Below are 22,110 nucleotides of genomic sequence, written 5' to 3' on the forward strand. Positions count from 1 at the left end.
TCCGTCAACGCATGACGAGGTCCAGCAGATCTGTGCCGAGGGCACGCATCACCTGGTCGTCCAGCCGGTACGCGACGAACCTGCCCTGCCGCTCGGCCGTCACCACGCCTGCACGGGTCAGCACGCGCAGATGCCGAGTGACCTGGGTTGAGTTGAGTCCCCAGAGCGCTGCGATCTCTCCAGCCGTCCTGGGCTCGCTGGCGACTGCACGGCAGATCTGCAGCCTGTCGGGCGCTGCCAGCGCTTCCAGCCGAGCCCTGACCACCTGCGCCGCCGGTACGCCGGTCCGCTTGGCCCCCGCCGGGTAGATGACGGTCAGCGGCTCCCCTGGCACCTCACCGAGGAAGACGTGCGGCGCGATGTAGTTGCTCGGTACGAGCAGTAGCGACCGCGTGGCCAGGTCGATGCGCTTGTTCTGCACCTTCTGGACCACCACGCTGTCCGCGTCCCGCGGATGCACCGAACCGTCCAGCGACCGCAGCATCGTCTCCACACCGTCCCGGGCGGCCAGGTCCCGGTCCTGCCTGCCACGGGCCGCCAGCTGGTCGCGGGACTCGCTCCAGAGCTCGCCGAACCACTCGTGCCAGCAGGAATCGAGCAGAGCCAGGAACCGCTGCACCGGCTCGGCAGGAGCCGTCAGCAACGACTCCACCAGCGCCTCGACCTCCCGGCCACGGCTGCGCGCCCAGCGGCGTACGGCTTCGGTGTCTGTGGTGCGGGAGCTGAGCGGGCGGCCTCGGAGCGGGCGGACCAGCTCAGCGGCGAGGTCCTCCGGCGTACGGGCTCGTAGTGCGTCCAGCTCGTCCTGCCAGGTCGGCACACCGGTCGCTGAACTGGTGGCGAAGAAGCGGGCACGGACAGCACGGACCGTCCAGCTCCAGGCCGCCAGCTCCTTACGCAGCGGCTTGCTGAGCTCGATGCCCGCAGCCCACTCGGTCTTGTCGTGGTGGCGCGGCTCGGCCAGCACATGCAGCGCGCAGCCCAGCTCGATCAGTGGTGAGGCGACATGCCGGATCCGCTCCGGGTCCAGCTTGGTAAGGCCGGCGAGAACCGTCGGCACTTAACCCCGCAGCCGGAACAGCAGCTCGGTCTCCCACTGGTCCATGTCCGGCACCTCGACCGGGTCCGACTTGTAGACCTCGAGCCGAGCACCCCAGTGGTCGCCGTCGGCGTCCCACTCGAGCCCCTCCTTCTCCGCCCAGGCCAACAGGTCACCGGTCGCCTGGTACAGCCCGTCCGGGTGCCCGTGATGGGTGTGACTGACGTACCGGCCGCCCGGCAGCACGCCGGTGACGATCTCCCCTTCGCCGGTGTGCCGCTCCTCGACCGGGATGCCGATCTCCATCACCAGCCCGTTCTCCATGTCGACCACGTCGTACTTGAAGAACAGCGCGTCCACCGGCGTGATCCCCCGCGCAGCCAGCCACCCGAACACCTCCCCGCCGCGGCGCGCGAAGGTCCCGATCTCGTTCATCTGCACCTTCGCCCTGATGGCGACGTACGGCTGCTCGTCCCGCTCCACGATCTCCGGCATGCCCAACATCCTGCCTCACCGAGGGCATTGCCGTCGCGGGTTTGCAGGCGTGTACTGCTGGTGGGAGGGGATGACAGTGTGGCGGCTCAAGGTGTTGGTGGTGGCTGGGGCGCTGGTGGTGGGGACGGCCGGTACGGCGGGAGCTGAGCCGGCGACCGGGGTGGCTTATCCGGCGGGGGCGACGGCGACGCGGGTGAACGGGTGGGCGTTCGACACCTGTACGGCGCCGACCGTTGCGCAGATGGCGGCGTGGAGGGCCTCCTCGCCGTACCAGGCGGTGGGGATCTACATCGGCGGCGGCAACCGGAGCTGTGCGCAGCCGCAGCTGACCGCCAGCTGGGTGAGCACGGTGACCAGGCAGGGCTGGCGGCTCATCCCGATCTACCTGGGGTGGCAGGCGACCTGCACGCACCGGACCAACGCGTTGAAGATGTCGTCGTCGACAGCAACGGCTGCCACGCAGGCGAGAGGCTCGGCGGCGGACGCGGTGACGAGGGCGCGAGCGCTCGGGCTGATCGGCGGCAGTGCGATCTACGGCGACATGGAGCACTACGACCTGGGCAACGCGACCTGCCGGGCCGCCGTACTGAGCTACCTGTCGGCGTGGACGAAGGAGCTGCACCGGCACGGGTACCTGTCGGCGGTGTACGCGCACCAGGACAGTGGGGCTCGGCACTTGGCAGAGGTGTACAACAGCAGCGCTTATGCGAGACCGGATGCGTTGTGGATCGCCCGGTGGGACATGAAGACGGCACTCACAGGCTGGCCTTTGATCGATAACAGCTACTGGGCGACAGGCCAGCGCGCCAAGCAGTACTGGGGCGACCACAACGAAACCTGGGGCGGCGTCACCCTCAACATCGACGCCGACCGCTTCGACGCCCCCGTCGCCTCCGTCGGTTTCAACTACACGACCAGCACCACGCTGAGCGCCCGCAGCGGCCCGACCACCAGTCACCCGGTCGTCGCCACGTACGCCGCCGGCGCGACAGTGCGGGTCGCCTGCCAGACCTACGGCACCAAGGTCGGCACCACGACCGTCTGGAACAAGCTGACCTCGGGCGCCTACGTCACCGACTACTACGTCAGCACCCCGTCCAACACGACGTACTCGCCACCGGTCCCCGGCTGCAGCCTGCCGTACCAGACCACCACGTCCCTCAGCCGCCGCAGCGGCCCCGGTACGTCGTACGGCGTCGTCGGCACGCTCCCCAGCGGCTCGCTGGCCTGGGTGACCTGCCAACGCCCGGGCAGCACCGTCGGTACGACGAACCTCTGGAACCGCCTCACCGATGGCAGCTACGTCACCAACTACTACGTAGCCACCGCCGGCAGCGCAGCCATCAGGCGCTGTTAGGGCTCGTCGACCACCGACGCGTAGGAGATGACACCGCGGCGGATCTGGTCCGTCACCGCGCGCGCCGTCGCGCGCAGCGGCGTCGGGCCGGCCGCGTCGGCGACCTGCTCGGTCAGGTCGATCAGCTGCTTCACCCAGCGCACGAAGTCACCCGCCGCCAGGTCCGACTCGTACAGCACCTCGGCCAGCGACGCTCCCGAGGCCCACCGGTACGCCGCCCAGCAGAACCCGAGATCCATCGAGCGCAGGAAGTCGACCTTCATGTCCCGCTCCAGCGCGGACAGGTCGCGCCAGATCGCACCCATCTTCTCCAGCGCTTCCCGCACCTCACCACGCGGCAGCCGCGGCGACGTCGGCTCGTCCTTCGAGCGCGACTCGTAGACCAGCGCGGCCAGCGCCGACGCCAGCTGCGGCACATCCAGGTCGTCGAACACCCCCTGGCGCAGGCACTCGGCCGCGACCAGGTCGAGCTCGGCGTAGATCCGCGACAGCCGGTCGCCGGCCTCGGTGGTCTTGTCGCCGTCCAGGTAGTGCAGCGCGTCGAGCACCTGGCAGACCCGGTCGAACTGGCGGGCGATGGTGTTCGTCCGCTGCTCGATCTTGCGCTGCACCTCGCGGTTCTCCCGGTCGAGCCGGTAGTAGCGCTCGGCCCAGCGGGCGTGGTCCTCGCGGTCGGAGCAACCGTGGCAGGGGTGCGCGCGCAGCTGCGCCCGCATCTCCTGCAGCACCGGGTCGTCGGCGTGCGTGATCACGTCGCCGGCCCGGCTCCGGTACGACGGCGGGCCCTCGTCGCCGTGCATGTCGGTCCGGTTCCGCAGCACCTGGGCCAGCTCGCGGCGCTGCTGCGGGTTGCGTGCGTTGAACTTCTTCGGGATCCGGAGCACGCCGATCGACTCCACCGGCGTCGGGAAGTCGACCATCGACAGCTTGCGGACCTGCCGGTCCAGCGTCAGCACGGTCGGCCGCGGCCCTTCCCGCTCCGAGCGCATCCCCGGGTCGATCACCAGCGCCCAGCCCGCGCTGCGGCCGGCCGGGATCCGGATGATGTCGCCCATCCGGAGCTTCTCGATCGACTCCTGGGCCTCGACCCGGCGGTCCAGCTTGCGCCGCTTCGAGCCCGACGACTCGCGCTCGCCGATCCGGCGGCGCAGGTCGGCGTACTCGAGGAAGTCGCCGAGGTGGCAGTCGATCGACTCCTTGTAGCCCTCCAGGGCCTCGGTGTTGCGCTGCACCTGCCGGGCCAGTCCGACCACGGCCTGGTCGGACTGGAACTGCGCGAACGACAGCTCCAGCATGTCCCGGGCGCGCGACCGCCCGACCTGACGGACCAGGTTCACCGCCATGTTGTACGACGGGGAGAACGACGAGCGCAGCGGGTAAGTACGCGTCGACGCCAGACCGGCCACCTCGCGCGGGTCGAACCCGGGCTGCCAGAGCACCACCGCGTGCCCCTCGACGTCGATCCCGCGCCGCCCGGCCCGGCCGGTCAGCTGGGTGTACTCGCCCGGGGTGATGTCGACGTGCGCCTCGCCGTTCCACTTGCTGAGCTTCTCCAGCACCACCGTGCGGGCCGGCATGTTGATGCCCAGGGCAAGCGTCTCGGTGGCGAAGACCACCTTGATCAGGCCGCGCGCGAACAGCTCCTCGACGACCTCCTTGAACGCCGCCAGCATGCCCGCGTGGTGCGCCGCGATCCCGCGGCTGAGCGCCTCGGCGAAGTCGTGGTAGCCGAGCACACCGAGGTCCTCGTCGGGCAGGTCGACGGTCCGCTCGGCCAGCACCCGCTTGATCTCGTCGCGCTCGCTCGGCTTGGTCAGCCGCAGCCCGGACCGCAGGCACTGCAGCATCGCGTCCTCGCAGCCCTTGCGGGAGAAGATGAAGTAGATCGCCGGCAGCAGCGCGCCCGCGTCCAGCTCCTCGACCACGTCGGACCGGAACGGCGTGAAGTGCGATCGGGCCGGCCGGTTCTTCGGCAGGTCCCGGCGGCGCCGCGGCTTGCGCGAGTCGTCGCGGAAGATCCGGTTGTCGTCACGGGCGATCCGGACCAGCTGCGGGTTGACCAGGTCGCGCAGGTCGGGCGCGCCCGGCTTCGCCGCCTTGGCCGGGTTCCCCGAGCGGCTCGCGCGACCGGCCGACGGGCCGAACTGCGCCTGCGCCGCACCGGCGGTCGGCGTCTCGCCGGCGAACAGGTCGTGCAGCCGCTTGCCGACCATCACGTGCTGGAACAGCGGCACCGGCCGCTTCTCCTCCAGCACGACGACGGTGTTGCCGCGGACGGTCTCCAGCCAGTCGCCGAACTCCTCGGCGTTGCTGACCGTCGCCGACAGCGAGACCACCGCGACCGAGTCCGGCAGGTGGATGATCACTTCCTCCCAGACCGCGCCGCGGGACCGGTCGGCCAGGTAGTGCACCTCGTCCATCACGACGTACGACAGGCCGAGCAGGGTCTGCGACCCGGCGTACAGCATGTTGCGCAGCACCTCGGTCGTCATCACGACGATCGGGGCCTCGGAGTTGATCGAGTTGTCCCCGGTCAGCAGGCCGACGTTGTCGGCGCCGTAGCGGTGCACGAGGTCGGAGTACTTCTGGTTGGACAGCGCCTTGATCGGAGTCGTGTAGAAGCACTTCTGGCCGCGCTGCAGCGCCAGGTGCACCGCGAACTCGCCGACCAGCGTCTTGCCGGACCCGGTCGGCGCCGCGACCAGCACCTGGTGGCCGTCCTCGAGCGCGGCACAGGCCCGGAGCTGGAACTCGTCCAGCTGGAAGTCGTAGAGCGACCGGAACTCCTTCACGGCCGGGTGCTCCTGGTCCGAGCGGAAAAGGGCGTACTTCTCGGACGGAGTGCTCATGGGTCCCAATCTATGCGACGCCACCCCCAGAACCACGCCGGACCGCACGGGCGGCGCCTCCGCGCCCCCGGGACAGGGTGGGGCGCGGAGGCACGGTGACTAGCTGATGTGGAAGCTGTCGCCGTACACCTTCCAGTCCAGCGGGGTGTTCAGGTTGAGGTTGCCGTTGCGCAGGAAGACCCGCTGGGCAGTGTCGACCCGGCTGGTGTCGCTGTGCGCCTCCTCCTGCTTCATCGCCCAGACCCGGGCGTCCAGGAAGGCGTTCAGCCAGGTGGTCTCGTTGCCACCCTGGGCCGGCGGCTTGGCCTTGGTCAGGGCGCGCTTGCGGATGTTGCGGAAGCTGGTCGAGTCGCCGCCGTCGCCGTGCATCACGATGGCGTCGTAGTACATGAACTGACCCAGTACGCCGACGCCGTCGGACTTGCCCTGGCTGACCGACGGGTTGAAGTAGACCCGGTCCCGCTCGTCGTTCTGGGCGGTCTTGAAGGCGCTGTCGTTGGCCGCGGTCTTCCAGTCCCGGGTGTAGTTCGGGTCGAGCCCGGCGTGCGAGTCGGAGCCGTCGACGTTCCGCAGCGCGGGCAGGTACTTGGCCAGCACGTTGCCGGGCTTGCGCTGGGTGTACAGCTCGACCAGGTCGAGCATGTCGCCGGTGCCGGAGCAGAAGCCGATGATGCCGGCCGTGTAGCCGCGGCCGTCGTCGATGTCCTCGATGTACTTGTACTGCGCCTTCCAGTCCAGCGAGGAGTTCTCCGCGCTGGACACGATCTGCATCGCGATCTCCTTCTTCGCCGGGTCGTCGAGCCCGACGGCGGCCGGAGCCTGCACCTGGTCCTGGTACTGCGTACCGGCCTGGTGCTGCAGGGGCTGGAACGGCGAGGCGAAGGCTGTCGCCGGGGCGGCTGCGACGGCGAGGCCGAGCAGGACGGCAGCGAACCGGCGAGTGGTGCTGGGGCGGTTGAGCACGATCTCTCCTCTGAGGGGCGTCGAGAGGTATCTGTTAGGAAGCTTTCCTATCAGATCTGGATCGTGACGAACAGAGATCGAGCGAATTCTTTTCGTGACCGATGGATTCAGGCGTAGACGGTGAGCGCGCCCGGGGCGATCGTGATGTCCAGCGGCAGCGGGCCGAGCAGCTCGCCGTCGCCGTACGCCGTGACCGTCGGCGACTCCAGCCGGACCTCGCGGCCGCGCAGCGCGTGCACCGCCGGATGCCCGACGTGGGTGCCCTTGGACAGCTTCGGGAACAGCTGCAGCAAGGTCAGCCGGGAGACCGGCTTGATGATCGTGACGTCCAGCAGCCCGTCGTCGATCTCCGCCCCGGCGCAGATCTGCAGCCCACCGCCGTACGTCGGACCGGTGCCGACCGCGACCAGCATCGCGTCGGTCTCGATCCGCTCGCCATCCACGGTGACAACGTAGGAGAGCGGGGTGAAGGTGCGCAGTTCGGCCAGCGTCGCTACGGTGTAGCGGGCGTTGCCCTTCGGCCACGTCATCGCGTTGGCGCGCTTGTTCACGAGCGAGTCGAAGCCGCCGGCCACGACCGTGGTGATGAACTCCCCCGCCGCGACCCCGAGGTCGACCGTCCGGGTCTGGCCCGCGACGATCAGGTCAGCGGCCGCCGCAGGATCCTTCAGCGGTACGCCGAGCCCGCGGGCGAAGTCGTTGCCGGTCCCCGCCGGGATGACACCGAACGGCATCCCCGACTTGGCCAGCACCTGCGCGCCGAGGTGCAGGGTGCCGTCGCCGCCGACGAGCGCGACGCCGTCCGCACCGGAGGCGATCACCTCGGCCGAGATCCGGCCGACGTCCTCCGCGCAGGTGGTCTCGTACAGGTCGACGCTCAGCCCACCCTGCTCGAGCCGCTGCCGGACCACCGGCGCGACCCGGGCACCCAGGCCGCGACCGCTGGTGGGGTTGACCACCAGCGCGATCTTGCGGCCCATCAGTCGGCCAGCAGCGCTTCGGCCTTGCGGGCCTTCCGCTTGTCGAGGACCCGGGCGATGATCTCGGCCCCGAAGAACAGCGCGCACATCGGCACCGCCAGAAACATCAGCGAGAACGGGTCACCCGACGGCGTCGCGACCGCACCGAAGATGAAGATCGCCAGGATGATGTACGGCCGGAACTTGGCCAGCGCCTTGGCCGGCACCACGCCGACGATGTTCAGCAGCACGACGACCAGCGGCAGCAGGAACGCGATGCCGAAGACCAGCATCGTGCGCAGGACGAAGTCCAGGTACTCCGGCAGCGTGATCAGGTTCTGCGCGAAGTCCGGCGTGAAGCCGATCAGGATCTCGATGCCCTTCGGCAGCGTCCAGTACGCCACCGCGAGGCCGGCCACGAACAGCGGCGTCGCGATCCCGGCGAACAGGAACGCCCAGCGCCGCTCGGAGCGGTGCAGACCGGGGGCGATGAACGCCCACAGCTCGTACAGCCAGATCGGCGCGGCCAGGATCAGGCCGAAGACCAGCGAGATCTTGATCTGGAAGGTGAACGGCGAGGTCACGTTGTTGAACGTGAGCTCGGGCACCTTGCCGCCGTTGCTGTCCGCCAGCAGCTGGCGGACTCCAGTGTTGAACGGCTTGACCAGGAAATCCAGCGCCTGGTCGTAGAAGACGTACCCGACGACCGTCAGCACCACGATCGCGAGCACCGAGATGAGCAGGCGGTTGCGCAGCTCGGCGATGTGCTCGCGCAGGGTCATCCGACCCTCTTCGTCCTTCGGACGTTCTTCCTTCCGCCGTCCGAACCTCACCATCGTCACAGGTGGTGCGCGGGAATCAGTTGGCGGTGTGCGTCGGCGGCATGCCGTCGCCCGGGGCCTGACCGTTCGCCTGGTTCTGCTGCGGGGCCGGCTGGGCCTGCGGCGCCGGCGGCTGGACCTGCTGCTGGGCGGACGGCTGGGTGGTGCCTTCGGTCAGCTCGCCGTCCTTCTTGCGACCCGGACCGACCTCTTCTTCCCAGATCTTCTTCGACTTGCCGAGCTGCTTCACCAGGGCCGGCAGCTTGGCCGACCCGAACAGCAGCACGACGATCGCGAGAATGACGAGCCACTCTGCGCCCTGGGGCATACCGAGAAGCGGGGGCATGAGGATCTCCCTTTCACGACTGACTGATGGCTCAACGGTGAGACGTCGCCGATACTACGCCCGCGACCGCACAGACCCGCCGGTCCGGTCCGGACCTGGCCGCTGGGCAGCTTCGAGCTTCGACTGGGCGGCGCCCAACTCACGCGTCAGCGCCTTGGTCTGGCCCCACAGCTTCTTCGCGAGCAGGGCGAGGACCAGAAGCCACACCGCCACGACCGCGAGAAAGAGCAGGAACCAGTACATGTTCCGACCTTATCCGGTTCGGGGCCGCTGCCCACGCGGATGGGTGTTCGTCACGGGCAACGGTGTCGGAACGTGATGGTAAGAATTGGTGTCCGGCGAGGGATCGAGGGGGCAGCGTGCTGCGGATCGGGATCGAGGAGCGGCGAACCAGGCTGGGCCGCCGGCACCGGCTGGCGACTTCCAGCCAGGCGACGGACCCCGTTCAGGCGGCGACCTCGGTGGTCGTTCTGCACGCGACCGACCCGGCGACCGTCCACCTCTCGGTCGCCGCGCGGATGCCGGACGGTGACGTCGTCCTCACCGAGCGTGCCCTGTACGACGACCGCACGCTGATCCGGATGCTCGGGATGCGGCGCACGGTGTTCGTCGTACCGACGGCGTTCGCGGCCGTCGTACAGGCTGCTGCGAGCGACGAGATCGCGGTGAAGCAGCGCCGGTTGCTGGTCAAGCACTTGGTCGAGGCAGGCATCGCGGGTGAAGCCGAGGCGGCCGGGCAGTGGCTGCAGGCCGTGGAGGAGTCGACGGCGACCGCGCTGAGCCTGCGCGGCTCGGCGACCGCGCAGGAGCTCGCCCAGGACGAGCCCAGGCTGCGCAGTCGGCTGGCGATGGCGCCTGGCAAGTCGTACGCGGCCCAGCCGTACGTGACCAGCCGTGTGCTGTTCCAGCTCGCAGCGGAAGGCCGCATCGTCCGCGGCCGCCCGCTGGGCACCTGGTTGAGCAGCCAGCACCAGTGGTCGCCGGTAGAGGCCTGGCTCCCCGGTGGTCTGGCCAGCGACCTGTCGGCCGACGAAGCCCGTACGACGCTCGCCCGCGCGTACCTGCACTCCTTCGGCCCAGCCACCCTCGCCGACCTCCAGTGGTGGACCGGCTGGACACTCGGCCAGTCCCGCAAGGCACTGGTCGCCGTAGAAGCAGTAGAGGTCGACCTGGACGGCGCCGTCGGCTACGTCCTCCCCGGCGACGAGTCTCCCGAGATCCCCGTCGAGCCCTGGGTCGCCTTCCTCCCCGCCCTCGACCCAACCCCCATGGGCTGGAAAGACCGCCACTGGTACCTCGGCGACCACAAAACCCGCCTCTTCGACACCACCGGCAACATCGGCCCAACCATCTGGTCCAACGGCCGCATCGTCGGCGCCTGGGGGCAGCCGGAATCCGGCGAGGTCCGCTACCAACTCCTCGAAGACGTCGGCCAGGAAACCGAGTCGCTGATCGAATCCCAAGCCGCCGCCTGGACGAGCTGGCTCGCGGGCGTCCGCCTCACGCCCCGCTTCCGCACTCCCCTGGAAAGAATCCTCAGCCAGGGCTGAGCGCCGGGGCACCCTGCACACCACCGCACCAGCCACCCACCCCCGAGCCAACGCCCAGCCCACCGCTCACGCTCCACCGCTCGGTGCTCCACCACTCGCCCTCCACCACTCCGCCTTCCCTCCGGCCGCCGCGACCTCAGCCCAAGCCGACCTCACCGGCCGCATCCCCATGACCTGAGCCACAACCATCAACAAACAGAGTTGTGGTGACCGAGGCGCGGATGCGGCCGACACAGTTGCTTTCGGCTGAGGCCGCACCGGCCGGAACAGAGCGAGGTGTGTCCCAGCGGCATGAAGCGATGGCTGGCGTCCGACCCCCGGTGGTACTTTCCAGCCATGTCAGACCAGATGTCTGTCGAGGCGGCCCTGCGCGAAGCCATCACCCGCCGCGCCGAAGCACTCCGCACCCGCGACATCGCCACGCTCACCGAACTCTTCGCCGACGACTTCACGTACGTGAACTCCCAAGGCGCCCTGCTCACCAAGCAGGCTTACCTGGACTTCATCGAGCACGGCCCACTCCGCTTCGACCAACAAACAACCGACGAGCTAGCAATCCGCGTCCACGGCAACACAGCGGTTGTCACCTGCCTGGTCCACGACACCGGCACCTGGCAGGGCGAGCCTTTCGACGCTGTCTTCCGCTCAACCCAGACCTACGTGCTCCGAGAAGACGCATGGCTGTACGTAGCAGGCCAGACAACCGCGCTGGAGTAGGTCAGAGCAGATCGTCGTACGCCGACAGCGCCTCTCGGGCGGTGTTCGCGATCTGCGCGCCCAGGTCGGCGGGCTCCAGGACCGTCGCTGAGCCGCCGAGGCGGAGGACCAAACGCTGGAGCCAGGAGGTGTCGGCGACTCGGAGCTGGATGATCAGCGAGCCTTGAGGGCCCTCCTTGACCGACTCCGTGGGGTAGTACTCGGCGACCCAGCGCGCAGGCGGCGCGAGTGAGACTGTCGCGAGCAAGTCGCACTCCGACGGCTGGAACATGCCGTTGGAGAGGTCGCGTGGGGTCGCCTCCGGTGGGGGCTCGCTGGGGAGGTCGAGGAGCTTGACGCCGGCGATGCGGTCGAGGCGGAAGAGGCGGACGTCCTCGGCGAGGCGGCACCAGGCTTCCAGGTACGTGCGGCCTTCGGAGACGACCAGGCGCATCGGGTCGACGTCGCGTTCGGTGGTCTCGTCGCGGGACGGTACGTCGTACGTGAGGTGCAGGCGGCGCTTGCCGGCCAGGCCGCGGTTGACGGTCTCGGCGATCTCGGGCGCGGCGGGCTCGACGTGGACGTGCGCGGCGGCGCCCTCGACGGCGGCGGCGCCTGCGCCGGCGGCTGTTTCCAGCTTGGCGATCGCGCGGTCGACGGCGTCGCGGTCGGCGCCGGCGGTCACCTCGCGCAGCGTGCGCAGCGCGGTCAGCAGGGCGAGCGCCTCGTCCGCGGCGAGGCGCAGCGGGCGGGCCAGGTAGTCGGCGTTGTTCAGGTGGATGACGCCTTCGCCCTCGGCGGCGTCGATGTCGATCTCGATCAGGTCGCCCATCTGCGCGCCGGGCAGGCCGCAGAACCAGAGCACCTTCAGGTCCGCGATGATCTGCTTCGGCCGTACGCCGAAGTCGGCCGCGACGTCGTCCACCCGCGCGCCGTCGTGCTCGCGCAGGTACGGCACGAGCGCCAGCAGCCGCTGCACCTGGTCACGTGCGTTGCTCATGAAGCCCCCGCCACCGTCCGCAGACGACGCAGTACGCCGTCCAGCACATCCCCCGGACCCTCGACCACCGCATCCGGCCCGTACGACGCGATCTCCTCGGCCAGCACCCCGGAGTCGGCGTACGGGACGTGCAGCAGGTCCCAGCCCTCCTCGTACGGCTCGATCGCGTTCGCGCGGCGGCGCAGGCTGACGCAGGAGCCGGTCCGCGCCCGGACCTTCGCCTCGGACGTCGGCCGCGGCGGCGCCAGCTCGGCGACGAGCGAGCGCAGGTCGGTCCCCTCCGGCACGGTGAACGCGCCGGCCGGCCCGACGGTCTTCACGTTGCCGCCGATCCGCGACATCCGGAACATCCGGGTCGCCTGGCGGTCCCGGTCGCGGCCGACGACGTACCAGCGGCCGTGCCACGACACGATCCCCCACGGCTCCAGCGTCCGCAGGGTCGCCTCGGCGGCGCCGGAGCGCCGGTGCTCGAAGCGGACCGCCGTCCGGCTGACGACCGCGGACCACAGCGGGTCGAAGGCCGGCTCGGACGCGCCGACGTGCGGCTCGATCGCGCTCAGCGCCGACTGGTCGGTCTGGATCCCCGCGGCCTTCAGCTTCAGCACCGCCGACGTGGTCGCCTCGGCCAGGCTGGCGTGCTGCCAGACCCGCGCCGCGACGCCGAGCACGGCGGCTTCGTCGGGCTCGAGGTGCACCTCGGGAAGCTCGAAGACATCCCGGCGGATCCGGTAGCCGACGTCGTCGGAGAAGAACTTGTCGATGGTGCCCATCTCGATCGGGATGCCGAGGTCGCGCAGCTCGTCCTTGTCGCGCTCGAACATCTTCTCGAAGGCGTCGTCGGTCTGCCCGGCGTAGCCCTCAACCACCTCGCGGATCCGCTCCTTGGTCACGTACGTGCGCGCGACCAGCAGGCAGATCACCAGGTTGAGCAGCCGCTCACTCTTCCGCGCCGACACCCGACCACCTTACGGGGTCGCAGGTCCGAATCACGTACTGCGCGCCGAACAGACGTTCGATGTCCTAGGGTCTGCGGTGTGATGCGTTGGCGTGAAGGTGTGGTGGCCGAGCTCGGCAAAGCTTGGACGGGTGCGCAGGAGCTTCGAGTAGTCATCGGCGAGCAGAACGTGAAGGCCCTCGCCTACCCCGACTTGGTCGGTCAGCCGGAGCCAGGCGACCGTGTGCTGCTCAACGTCGGCGCGCTCGACCGCGGCCTCGGCACCGGTGGCTACGCCCTCGTCGTCGCCATCCCCGACCGCCTCCCCGCCGATCCGCCCGAGAACGGCCACCTGGTCAAGGCCCGCTACACCCCGCTCCAGGCGATGGTGCTCGGCGCGGACGAGCAGGACTCCCCCGACCACGCCGTACTGCGTGACGCCGACGACCTGTTCGGTACGCCGGTCGTCGTCGCCGACCTGCACTCCGCGCTGCCCGCCGTCCTGGCCGGGGTGTACGAGATGCGCCCGACCACCCGCGTCGTCTACGTGATGACCGACGGCGGCGCGCTCCCGCTCGCGTTCTCCCGCACGGTCGCGTCGCTGCGCGACAGCGGCTGGCTCGCCGGGACGGTCACCGTCGGCCAGGCGTACGGCGGCGACCGCGAGGCCGTCACCGTGCACACCGGCCTGCTCACCGCCGCCCACGTCCTCGCGGCCGAGCTGATCGTCATCACCCAGGGCCCGGGCAACCTCGGCACCGGCACCCGCTGGGGCTTCTCGGGCGTCCAGTCCGGCGAGGCGGTCAACGCGGTCGGCACGCTCGGTGGCCGCGCGGTCGCGTCGCTGCGGATCTCCGAGGCCGACCCTCGGCCGCGCCACCGCGGCATCTCCCACCACAGCCTCACGGCGTACGGGCGGGTGGCGCTGCAGCCGGCCGACGTGGTCGTACCGGATCTCGACGGCGACTTCGGCGACGCCGTGCGCGACGCCGCCGAGCCGCTGAAGGCGCGGCACCGCGTCGTACGGGTCGGTGTCGAGGGCCTGTACGACGCCCTGCAGGCGGCGCCGGTCAAGCTGTCGACGATGGGCCGCGACCTGGACGGCGACCGCGCGTACTTCGAGGCGGCGGCCGCGTCCGGGCGGCACGCGGCGCGGCTGGTGGATGTACCACCACTGGCGCCGGGGTCCCAGTACTCCTGATCTTCGCCGCGGCCGGGCGCAGGCTCGGAGTATGGAAACCACACGCCTCCCTGTCCCGCCGCTGACCGCCCGCGCGGCCACCGGCGCGTGGCTGCTCGCCGTCGGCGCGGGCATCGCCGAGTCCGTCGTCGGCCTGGCCGGCGCCGTCCACGACGGCGCCCCCGCGCTGGCGCTGATCGCCCAGGTCGCCTTGCGCACAATTCTGTACGGCGGCCTGTTCCTCGTGATCGACCGCTACTTCCGCCACGGCGTCCGCTGGTCGCGGCTGCTGCTGACCGGTCTGCTCGGCACGGCCGGGATGGCCAGTCTGCTGATCGGCCCGATCAGTTGGCTCGCCAACCACCACCTGACCGACCTCTCCTTCACCGCGAGCTTCGTCACCGACGCCGCCCTCAGGACCGTTCACCTGGTCGCCCTGATCACCGCGCTGGCGCTCAGCTGGCAGCCGGAGACCAACCGCTGGTTCCGCCGGGCATGACGAAGGGCCGGCCCCCGTCTCGGAGCCGGCCCTTCGGAGAAGTACCTACTGCTGCTGCTTGCCCGCCGGGAAGTTGTTCAGCAGGTCGATCACCGCGAACGCGTTCACGGTCTTGCCCTTGTCGTCCTTCGACGGCGGCAGCTCGACCAGCACGCGGCTGCCGACCGGGATGCCGGCCAGACCGTCGAGCGCGCCCGCCTGGCCCGTCGGGCCGGGGCCGACCTGCAGCTCGGCCGGCGCACCGGCCTGGCCCTGCTGGCCGTCCCAGGTGCTGGCCTGCTTCTTGCCGGTGTAGTCGAAGATCACGTACCGCGAGACGACCGTGCTCGACTTGTCGACCGGCTTGCCCTTGCCGGTGGCGATCACGACCGGCTTGCCGGGCTTGGCCGGCGGCTTCGAACCGGCCGGGACGGTCACCTTCGGCTCGGCGTTCAGCTCACCGGTGACCTTGAACTTGGTGGCCGGGGCGGCGACCGGGTCGGCCTCGAGCTTGGTGTCGTTGGCGGCCGCGGCGACCAGGTCGACGACGAAGATCAGGGTGTCGTCGCCCTTGATGCCGGCCTGCTCGTTGCCCTGCTCCTTGTAGCCCTTGTCGGACGGGATCGACAGCATCACGCGGCTGCCGAGCTTCTTGCCGACCAGACCCTCGTCCCAGCCGGCGATGACGCCGCCGACGCCGATCGGGAACGACGACGGCGCGCCGCGGTCGTAGGAGTTGTCGAAGACCTTGCCGTCGCGCCAGATCTGGCCGAGGTAGTTCGCGGTGAGCAGCTCACCCTTCTTGACCTCGGGGCCGTCGCCCTCCTTGAGGACCTCGGTGACCAGGGTCTTGTCCGGCTCGCCCTCGCGGTGCGTGACGGTCGGCTTCTTCCCGAACTCCGACTCGACCTTGACCCCGCCGGCCCCGAAGTCCTTGCTCCCGCCGGACTCCGAGCCGCAGGCGGCCAGGGACGACCCCAGCGCGATCACCGCGACGACACTCAACAGCTTGCGCACGAACGAAGCACCTCGAAAAATCCCGGCGCGGACCCCGCGCCTGCTGGACGGCCATGAACGCGCCCACCCTAGCGGGCACGCCCAAGCCGCGGATCAGCCGCCTGCGTCACCGTTCGGTCACGTCACGCAGCGTCGACCGCCCCGGCCCGGAGGTCGCGATCCGCGATCGGGATGGCCGTCGCGCGAACGAATGTGGCCGTTTCGCAAACAAGTTACTTTCCCCATCCTCTTTACTAATTCGCTTTACCTAGACAAGATCAGGACCCACGTCCGCCCCGGTCGAGAGGATCGACGATGAAGTTGTCGCGAGTGATCAGCCGCGCCAGAAGGCGCCTGCTAGCCCTGGTCTCGGCCTGCGTGGTGGTCGCGCTGGTGGCGGCCTGTACCGCGGGTACGGCGGGTGGAGGCCCGGCCGGGAACTCCGGTGGGGACTCCGGCGGCACGGGGACCGCCGCCGGCGACTCCAGCAAGTTCCTCACGTTCTTCCCCTGCTGCAGCTGGGGCACGACGTGGTCCTACAACCCGTACAACGTGAACCAGCTCGGCATCCAGAACGACTTCATCTCGATGCGGCTGGCCCTGGTGAAGTCGCCGAGCCTGACCGAGTTCGTCCCGCAGCTGGCCGACAAGTGGACGGTCGAGGGCGGCAAGCTCAACGTCCACCTGCGCGACGACGCGAAGTGGCAGGACGGCACACCGCTGACCAGCAAGGACCTGCACGACACCGCGATCCTGAACGGCCTGCGCGGCGACGGGTTCTGGAACGACATCACCGACGTGGCGATCGTCGACGAGAAGACGGTCGCCTTCACCCTCAAGCAGGGCCAGCCGGAGTCGCTGGCGAAGCTGGACATCCTGAACTCGATCCGCCCGTACCCGTCCAGCGTGTACGGCAAGCTCGTCACCGACGCGCTGAAGCAGGACGTGCTCACCTACTTCCGCACGTTGCAGAAGAGCCCGGAGCAGGCCGCGAAGCTGCCCGAGTCCAAGCGGATGGGTGACGCGTTCAAGGACCTGGCCGCGATGAAGGTCGACAAGCTGATCGGCAACGGCCCGTTCCAGCTGGAGAACATCACCACCAAGGAAGCCAAGCTGGTCAAGTGGAAGGACTTCTGGGACTCGAGCAAGATCAAGTTCGCCGGCATCCGGTACCTGAACGGCTCCACCCAGACCGTCTACCCGCAGCTGTTCAGCGGCAACGTGCACCTGTCCAACGTGTACATGCCGCCGCCGATCCTGAACCGCTGGAAGACGACCCCCGAGTCCAACACCGCACTTCCGCTCGGGTTCGGGTTCGCGATCATCTTCAACAGCAACCAGAAGCCGCTCGACTCCAAGGCGGTCCGCCAGGCGCTGGCCTACGTGATCCCGCGGCAGCAGATCAGCGAGGCGGCGTACGGCACCGACGACGCGGCCGGCGGTACCTGGAAGGAAGTCAACACCGGTATCTCACCGACGCTCGAGGAGCTCTACCTCAAGCCCGACCAGCTCGCGAAGCTGAACAAGTACCCGGTGGACCTGGCCAAGGCGACCGCGCTGCTGCAGGGCGAGGGCTTCACCAAGAAGGGCGACCAGTGGATCAAGCCGGACGGCAAGCCGTTCACGATGAGGTTCACCGTCAACGCCGAGACCACCGACATCGTCACGTCGTTCAACTCCGCGGCCAAGGCGCTGACCGCGTTCGGGATCAAGTCCGACGTGAACGCGACCTCGGGCGCGCAGCAGGACGCCGACCAGCACAACGGTGACTTCCAGGCCGGGATGGCGTTCGTCGGTGGCAGCAACCCGATCGCGATGTACAACTTCCTGCTCGGCCCGGGCTACAACTTCACCCGCCAGGGCAACTACGCCGGCAAGCGCGGGATCGGGTTCGGCCCGAAGAAGAACGTTCCCGGTCTCGGCGAGGTCGACGTGGTCAGCACCATCGACCAGCAGGTCCGCAGCGTCGAGCCGGGCGAGGAGATGAACAAGCAGGTCTGGAACTGGGCGCAGCTGATCAACGACGAGGTGCCCTACATCTGGTACGCGACCAAGGTCTACCAGTTCCCGTTCTCCACCAAGGAGTTCACGTACTGGCCGCCCCTGGGCGACAACAAGTCCAGTGAGCTCTGGGACATCATCAGCGCCGACATGAACGGCGGCCTCTCGCTGGCGATGCAGCAGGGCTTCATCACGCCCAAGTAAGTCCTGCACCTCCCGGACGGCACCCGCACCCGGGTGCCGTCCGGTCCCGGCCCGACCCCGGAAGGCGCTGATGGTTTCCTACGTCCTGAAACGACTGGCGATGTCGTTGCTGATCATCTACATCGTCATCTCGCTGTCGTTCTTCATGGTCCGGCTGATGCCCGGCAACCCGATGGCCGCGCTGGAGGCGCAGCTCCGGATGCAGGGCGGCCTGAGCGAGGTCGAGATCCAGCAACGGATCAGCGCCGTCTACAGCGTGACCCCGGACGCTCCGGTCTGGGAGCAGTACCTGCGGTACGTCTGGGGCGCGGTCCGCGGCGATCTCGGCCGCCCGATCACCAACCCGGGCACCACCGTGGTCGCGGTGATCGCCGAGGCGCTGCCCTGGACGATCATGGTGGTGGCGGTCTCGCTGATCATCAGCTTCCTGATCGGCATCGCGGTCGGGGCGGTGATGGCCGCCTTCCAGAACAGCCGGTTCTCCCAGGCGATGACCTTCGTCGTCTCCTTCCTGAGCGCCGTACCGAGCTACCTGGTAGCGATCGCCCTGCTGTACGTCCTGACCAGCGTCTACCAGGTGTTCCCATCCGGTGGCGCCTACGGAGTCGACGTCACGCCAGGGTTCAACGGCCCGTACATCGGCAGCGTGCTCTACCACGCGGTCCTGCCGATCGCGGCGTCGGTGATCACGTCGTTCGGCGGTTGGGCGCTCGGTATGAAGGGCAGCGCGGTGTCGGTGCTCGGTGCCGAGTACGTCCGGGCGGCGGAGTCCCGCGGACTCAGCGACCGCCGGATCACCCAGTCCTACGTCGGGCGGAACTCGATGCTGCCGATGGTGACGCAGCTGGCCCTGTCCGTCGGCTTCATGTTCGGCGGCTCGGTGTTCATCGAGACCTACTTCCAGTACCCCGGGATCGGGTTCTACATGATCCAGTCGGTCGGCCAGCGCGACTACTCGCTGATGATGGGCTGCTTCGTGCTCATCACCGTCTCGGTGATCATCACCAACCTGCTGGTCGACCTGCTCTACCCACTGGTCGATCCCCGGATCGCCAACCCGGCCGCGCGGGCCCGGGCCACCGACCAGCCCGCCGACCCCGACCAGGAAGTGCTGCCGGCAGGAGGTTCGATGGCATGAGGTTCCTCAGCGACCTGTGGCGGATCCTGCGCCACGACAAGGGTGCCCTGATCGGTGGGGCGATCGTCCTGATCTACTGCCTGGCGGCGATCTTCGGCCCGATCTTCGTCCAGGTGGGCAACGAGCAGGACGCGAACCAGGCCTACCTGGCGCCGTCGTGGCAGCACCCGCTCGGCACCGACTCCCTCGGCCAGGGCGTGCTGTCCCAGATCATCGTGGGCACCCGGCCGATCATGATCGTCGGCGTCCTGTCCGCGGTGGTCACGGTCTTCGTCGGTGTGGCGATCGGCCTGCTGACCGGGTACGTCGGCGGCGTGGCCGACACGGTCATCATGCGGATCACCGACATCTTCCTCACCATCCCCGGCCTGCCGCTGATCATCGTCCTGGCCAGCGTCATCAACACCACCAACCCCGTCGTACTGGCCCTGATCCTGTCGATCACCGCGTGGGCAGGACTCGCCCGGGCGATCCGGTCCCAAGCGATGAGTCTGCGCAGCCGGGAGTTCGTCGAGGCCGCCAAGCTCCAGGGCGTCTCGCTGACCAACATGGTCGGACGGCAGCTGCTGCCGAACGTCGGCCCGTACGTCGCGATCCACTTCCTGCTGGCGATCACCGGCGCGATCTACGCGTCGGTGGGCCTGTTCCTGCTCGGCATCGCTCCGATCAGCGGCAACAACTGGGGGATCATGATCAACCTGGCGATGGCCCAGGGAGCCTTGTACACCACCGACAGCGCGTTCTACCTGTTCTCCCCGATGGCCGCGATCGTCATCCTGCAGGTCGCGTTCGTGTTCTTCTCCCGCGCGCTCGACAGCGTGTTCAACCCGAGGCTGCGTGTCCAGTGAACAGCGTGAACGGGAACCCCGACGACCGGACCCTGCTCGAGATCGACGACCTGACGGTCGCCTTCGGCGACGGCGCCGGTTCGGTCCGGGCCGTCGAGAACGTCACCCTCTCGGTCGCCCCCGGCGAGATCTACGCCCTGGTCGGCGAGTCGGGCTGCGGCAAGTCCACCCTGGCGTACTCGATGCTGCAGATCGTGCCGCAGCCCGGCCGGGTCACCGGCGGTGACGTCCGGTTCCGGGGCCGGGGCATGGTGGCGATGTCGAAGCGCGAGCTCAACGCCCTGCGCGGAGCCGAGCTGGCGATGGTCTTCCAGGGCGCGATGAACGCGTTCAACCCGGTCATCACCATCGGCGCCCAGGTGGACCACATCCTGCAGGCGCATCCCGAGGTATTCCCCGACCAGAAGGCGGGCCGCAAGCACTTCGAGCACCTGCTCGAGCTCGTCCAGCTGCCGCCGCAACGGATCTGGAAGGCGTACGAGAGCCAGCTGTCCGGCGGCATGAAGCAGCGCGTGGCGATCGCCGTCGCCCTGCTGCTGAAGCCGTCGCTGGTGGTCCTCGACGAGCCGACCACGGCGCTCGACGTGCTCAACCAGCGCCTGGTGATCGACATCCTCAAGGACCTGCACCGCGACCTCGGGGTGACGATCGTGTTCGTCACCCACGACCTCGCGGTCGTCGCCGAGGTGGCCACCCGGGTCGCGGTGATGTACGCCGGGCGCCTGGTCGAGACCGGGACGGTCGAGGAGATCTTCAAGGCCGAACGCCGGCATCCGTACGTCGAGGCGCTGATCAACGCGATCCCGAGCGTGCTGGACGCCGGCCTCACGGTCAAGCCGATCGGCGGCGCCGTACCGAACCTCGCCGAGCTGCCGCCCGGCTGCCGGTTCGCTCCGCGGTGCCGGTCGGCCGAGGACATCTGCCTGCACACCGAGCCCGCACTGCTCGGCGACGGTGGTGGCCACCTGGTGGCCTGCCACGTCGCGAATCGCGACGTCGTACCGATGGAGGTGTCGAAGGCATGAGCCTGCTCGACGTGCGGAACGTGACGCACACCTACGACACCGGCACCGGCCGGCCGGTCCTGCACAACGTCGACCTGTCCACCAGCGAGGGCGAGATCGTGGCCCTGGTCGGCGAGTCCGGCTGCGGCAAGACCACGCTGGGCCGGCTGATCGCCGGGCTGCACGAGCCCAGCAGCGGCAGCATCGCCTTCGAGGGCAGCGACATCGCGAGCCTGAAGGGCAAGCAGCGCCAGGACTGGCGGCGCCAGGTCCAGATGGTGCACCAGGACCCGTACGGATCGCTGAACCCGGGACTGACCATCGGCAGCACTCTGGCGCCGGGCATCCTGCGGCACAAGCTGGCGAACCGGCGTACGGTCCAGGCCGAGATGATCAAGCTGCTGCAGCAGGTCGGGCTGGACGCGACGCCGGCGTTCCTGCAGCGGTACCCGCACCAGTTGTCCGGCGGTCAGCGGCAGCGGGTGTCGATCGCCCGGGCGATCAGCCTGCAGCCGAAGCTGATCGTCGCCGACGAGGTGACCAGCATGCTGGACGTGTCGATGCGGGTCGCGATCCTCGACCTGCTGCTCTCGTTCCAGCGCGACCGTGGCATCGGGTTCGTGTTCATCAGCCACGACTTCGGCGTGGTCCGGTACTTCGCGCAGGGCGGGCGGATCGCGGTGATGTTCTACGGGCACATCGTCGAGGAAGGCCCGGTCGAGGACCTGATCAAGACGCCCAGCCACCCGTACACGCACATGCTGCTGCAGGCGATCCCCGTCCCGGACCCGGTGCTGGTGCGCAAGCGCGACGCGGAGGGCGGCGGCTCCGAACGACTGGCCGGCGAGCCCGCGACGAAGGGGTGCGTCTTCTCCAACCGCTGCCCGCTGGTCCAGGACGTCTGCCGCAAGGAGGCCCCGCCGCTCGTCGACATCGGCGCGGGCCACCGGACCGCCTGCTTCTTCTCCGACGAGATCCCACCGCTGCAGCACCTCGCCGCCGACGAGCCGAGCCCGCGGCCGGCGCGATCGCAGGTCGGGTCATGACCAGGACGGCGGCCAGGGTGCTGCTGCGGATCGGCATCGGCCTGCTGATCATGTCCCTGCTGATCCGGCCGGCGATCAAGACCCCGCACGGGATGATGGGCGACAACTTCGCCATCATCGCCTGCCTGGCCCTGATCGCCACCGCCGCGCTCGGGATCAGGTTCGCCCCGGACGACGGGGCCGGCCCGAAGCGCGGCCGCGAGTAG

Annotated in this window: 22 protein-coding genes; 11 read left to right on the forward strand and 11 right to left on the reverse strand. The window is 69.2% G+C overall.

Features of this window, described 5'->3' with window-relative positions; translation table 11 throughout:
- Positions 1–4 precede the first annotated feature (4 nt).
- Both AB0M01_RS01005 and AB0M01_RS01010 read right to left on the reverse strand, forming a co-directional pair.
- The gene (locus AB0M01_RS01005; protein ID WP_363664791.1) at positions 5–1,060 is read right to left on the reverse strand and encodes a DUF5937 family protein; all 1,056 of its coding nucleotides are present in this window, start codon (positions 1,058–1,060) and stop codon (positions 5–7) included.
- Positions 1,061–1,534: a GyrI-like domain-containing protein gene (locus tag AB0M01_RS01010; RefSeq protein WP_363664792.1), complete on the reverse strand. Its 474-nt coding sequence runs from the start codon at positions 1,532–1,534 to the stop codon at positions 1,061–1,063.
- Between the two features lie 70 nt (positions 1,535–1,604).
- On the opposite strand from AB0M01_RS01010, the gene AB0M01_RS01015 reads away from it, so the two are divergent.
- Positions 1,605–2,891, forward strand: a complete 1,287-nt coding sequence (locus AB0M01_RS01015) for a glycoside hydrolase domain-containing protein (RefSeq protein WP_363664793.1) — start codon at positions 1,605–1,607, stop codon at positions 2,889–2,891.
- Here AB0M01_RS01015 and AB0M01_RS01020 read toward each other — a convergent pair.
- The 6 genes from AB0M01_RS01020 to AB0M01_RS01045 form a co-directional block, all read right to left on the reverse strand.
- Complete coding sequence (locus tag AB0M01_RS01020) at positions 2,888–5,740, reverse strand: DEAD/DEAH box helicase (RefSeq protein WP_363664794.1); 2,853 nt, start codon at positions 5,738–5,740, stop codon at positions 2,888–2,890. The genes AB0M01_RS01015 and AB0M01_RS01020 overlap by 4 nt on opposite strands.
- Before the next feature lie 99 nt (positions 5,741–5,839).
- Entirely contained in the window at positions 5,840–6,703 is an 864-nt protein-coding gene (locus tag AB0M01_RS01025; protein WP_363664795.1) for a chitosanase, read from the reverse strand.
- Positions 6,704–6,810: 107 nt separating this feature from the next.
- Positions 6,811–7,683, reverse strand: a complete 873-nt coding sequence (locus AB0M01_RS01030) for a YegS/Rv2252/BmrU family lipid kinase (protein WP_363664796.1) — start codon at positions 7,681–7,683, stop codon at positions 6,811–6,813.
- Entirely contained in the window at positions 7,683–8,444 is a 762-nt protein-coding gene (gene tatC / locus AB0M01_RS01035) for a twin-arginine translocase subunit TatC (RefSeq protein WP_363664797.1), read from the reverse strand. Before tatC ends, AB0M01_RS01030 begins: the two co-directional genes overlap by 1 nt.
- Positions 8,445–8,520: 76 nt before the next feature.
- Entirely contained in the window at positions 8,521–8,811 is a 291-nt protein-coding gene (locus AB0M01_RS01040; protein ID WP_363664798.1) for a twin-arginine translocase TatA/TatE family subunit, read from the reverse strand.
- A gap of 72 nt (positions 8,812–8,883) precedes the next feature.
- Positions 8,884–9,072: a hypothetical protein gene (locus tag AB0M01_RS01045; RefSeq protein ID WP_363664799.1), complete on the reverse strand. Its 189-nt coding sequence runs from the start codon at positions 9,070–9,072 to the stop codon at positions 8,884–8,886.
- Between the two features lie 116 nt (positions 9,073–9,188).
- On the opposite strand from AB0M01_RS01045, the gene AB0M01_RS01050 reads away from it, so the two are divergent.
- Together AB0M01_RS01050 and AB0M01_RS01055 are read left to right on the forward strand one after the other, a co-directional pair.
- Positions 9,189–10,379 (forward strand): winged helix DNA-binding domain-containing protein, encoded by a 1,191-nt coding sequence (locus AB0M01_RS01050; protein ID WP_363664800.1) that lies wholly within the window; start codon positions 9,189–9,191, stop codon positions 10,377–10,379.
- A gap of 336 nt (positions 10,380–10,715) precedes the next feature.
- Positions 10,716–11,096, forward strand: coding sequence for a nuclear transport factor 2 family protein (locus AB0M01_RS01055; protein ID WP_363664801.1), 381 nt, complete (start codon positions 10,716–10,718; stop codon positions 11,094–11,096).
- A gap of 1 nt (position 11,097) precedes the next feature.
- On the opposite strand, the gene AB0M01_RS01060 is transcribed toward AB0M01_RS01055, so the two are convergent.
- Entirely contained in the window at positions 11,098–12,075 is a 978-nt protein-coding gene (locus tag AB0M01_RS01060; protein ID WP_363664802.1) for a WYL domain-containing protein, read from the reverse strand.
- Complete coding sequence (locus AB0M01_RS01065) at positions 12,072–13,031, reverse strand: WYL domain-containing protein (RefSeq protein WP_363664803.1); 960 nt, start codon at positions 13,029–13,031, stop codon at positions 12,072–12,074. Before AB0M01_RS01065 ends, AB0M01_RS01060 begins: the two co-directional genes overlap by 4 nt.
- 81 nt (positions 13,032–13,112) lie before the next feature.
- On the opposite strand from AB0M01_RS01065, the gene AB0M01_RS01070 reads away from it, so the two are divergent.
- A complete protein-coding gene (locus AB0M01_RS01070) occupies positions 13,113–14,210 on the forward strand; it encodes a DUF3866 family protein (RefSeq protein ID WP_363666178.1) in 1,098 nt (365 codons plus the stop codon).
- 31 nt (positions 14,211–14,241) lie between these two features.
- Positions 14,242–14,688, forward strand: coding sequence for a hypothetical protein (locus AB0M01_RS01075; RefSeq protein ID WP_363664804.1), 447 nt, complete (start codon positions 14,242–14,244; stop codon positions 14,686–14,688).
- 45 nt (positions 14,689–14,733) lie between these two features.
- Here the strand turns inward: AB0M01_RS01075 and AB0M01_RS01080 are convergent, their stop codons facing one another.
- A complete protein-coding gene (locus tag AB0M01_RS01080; protein WP_363664805.1) occupies positions 14,734–15,684 on the reverse strand; it encodes an FKBP-type peptidyl-prolyl cis-trans isomerase in 951 nt (316 codons plus the stop codon).
- 294 nt (positions 15,685–15,978) lie between these two features.
- Here AB0M01_RS01080 and AB0M01_RS01085 point away from each other — a divergent pair, with 294 nt between their 5' ends.
- The 6 genes from AB0M01_RS01085 to AB0M01_RS01110 all read left to right on the forward strand — a co-directional run bounded on the left by AB0M01_RS01085 (position 15,979) and on the right by AB0M01_RS01110 (position 22,110).
- Complete coding sequence (locus tag AB0M01_RS01085) at positions 15,979–17,868, forward strand: ABC transporter substrate-binding protein (protein WP_363664806.1); 1,890 nt, start codon at positions 15,979–15,981, stop codon at positions 17,866–17,868.
- A gap of 70 nt (positions 17,869–17,938) precedes the next feature.
- The gene (locus AB0M01_RS01090) at positions 17,939–19,006 is read left to right on the forward strand and encodes an ABC transporter permease (protein WP_363664807.1); all 1,068 of its coding nucleotides are present in this window, start codon (positions 17,939–17,941) and stop codon (positions 19,004–19,006) included.
- Positions 19,003–19,854, forward strand: a complete 852-nt coding sequence (locus AB0M01_RS01095) for an ABC transporter permease (RefSeq protein WP_363664808.1) — start codon at positions 19,003–19,005, stop codon at positions 19,852–19,854. The genes AB0M01_RS01090 and AB0M01_RS01095 overlap by 4 nt, the downstream gene beginning before the upstream one ends.
- A 5-nt stretch (positions 19,855–19,859) precedes the next feature.
- Entirely contained in the window at positions 19,860–20,879 is a 1,020-nt protein-coding gene (locus AB0M01_RS01100) for an ABC transporter ATP-binding protein (RefSeq protein ID WP_363664809.1), read from the forward strand.
- The gene (locus AB0M01_RS01105; RefSeq protein WP_363664810.1) at positions 20,876–21,904 is read left to right on the forward strand and encodes an ABC transporter ATP-binding protein; all 1,029 of its coding nucleotides are present in this window, start codon (positions 20,876–20,878) and stop codon (positions 21,902–21,904) included. Before AB0M01_RS01100 ends, AB0M01_RS01105 begins: the two co-directional genes overlap by 4 nt.
- On the forward strand, positions 21,901–22,110 hold the full coding sequence (locus tag AB0M01_RS01110; RefSeq protein ID WP_363664811.1) for a hypothetical protein: 210 nt from the start codon (positions 21,901–21,903) through the stop codon (positions 22,108–22,110). The genes AB0M01_RS01105 and AB0M01_RS01110 overlap by 4 nt, the downstream gene beginning before the upstream one ends.

This window comes from Kribbella sp. NPDC051770 (assembly GCF_040681455.1).
GTDB lineage: Bacteria > Actinomycetota > Actinomycetes > Propionibacteriales > Kribbellaceae > Kribbella.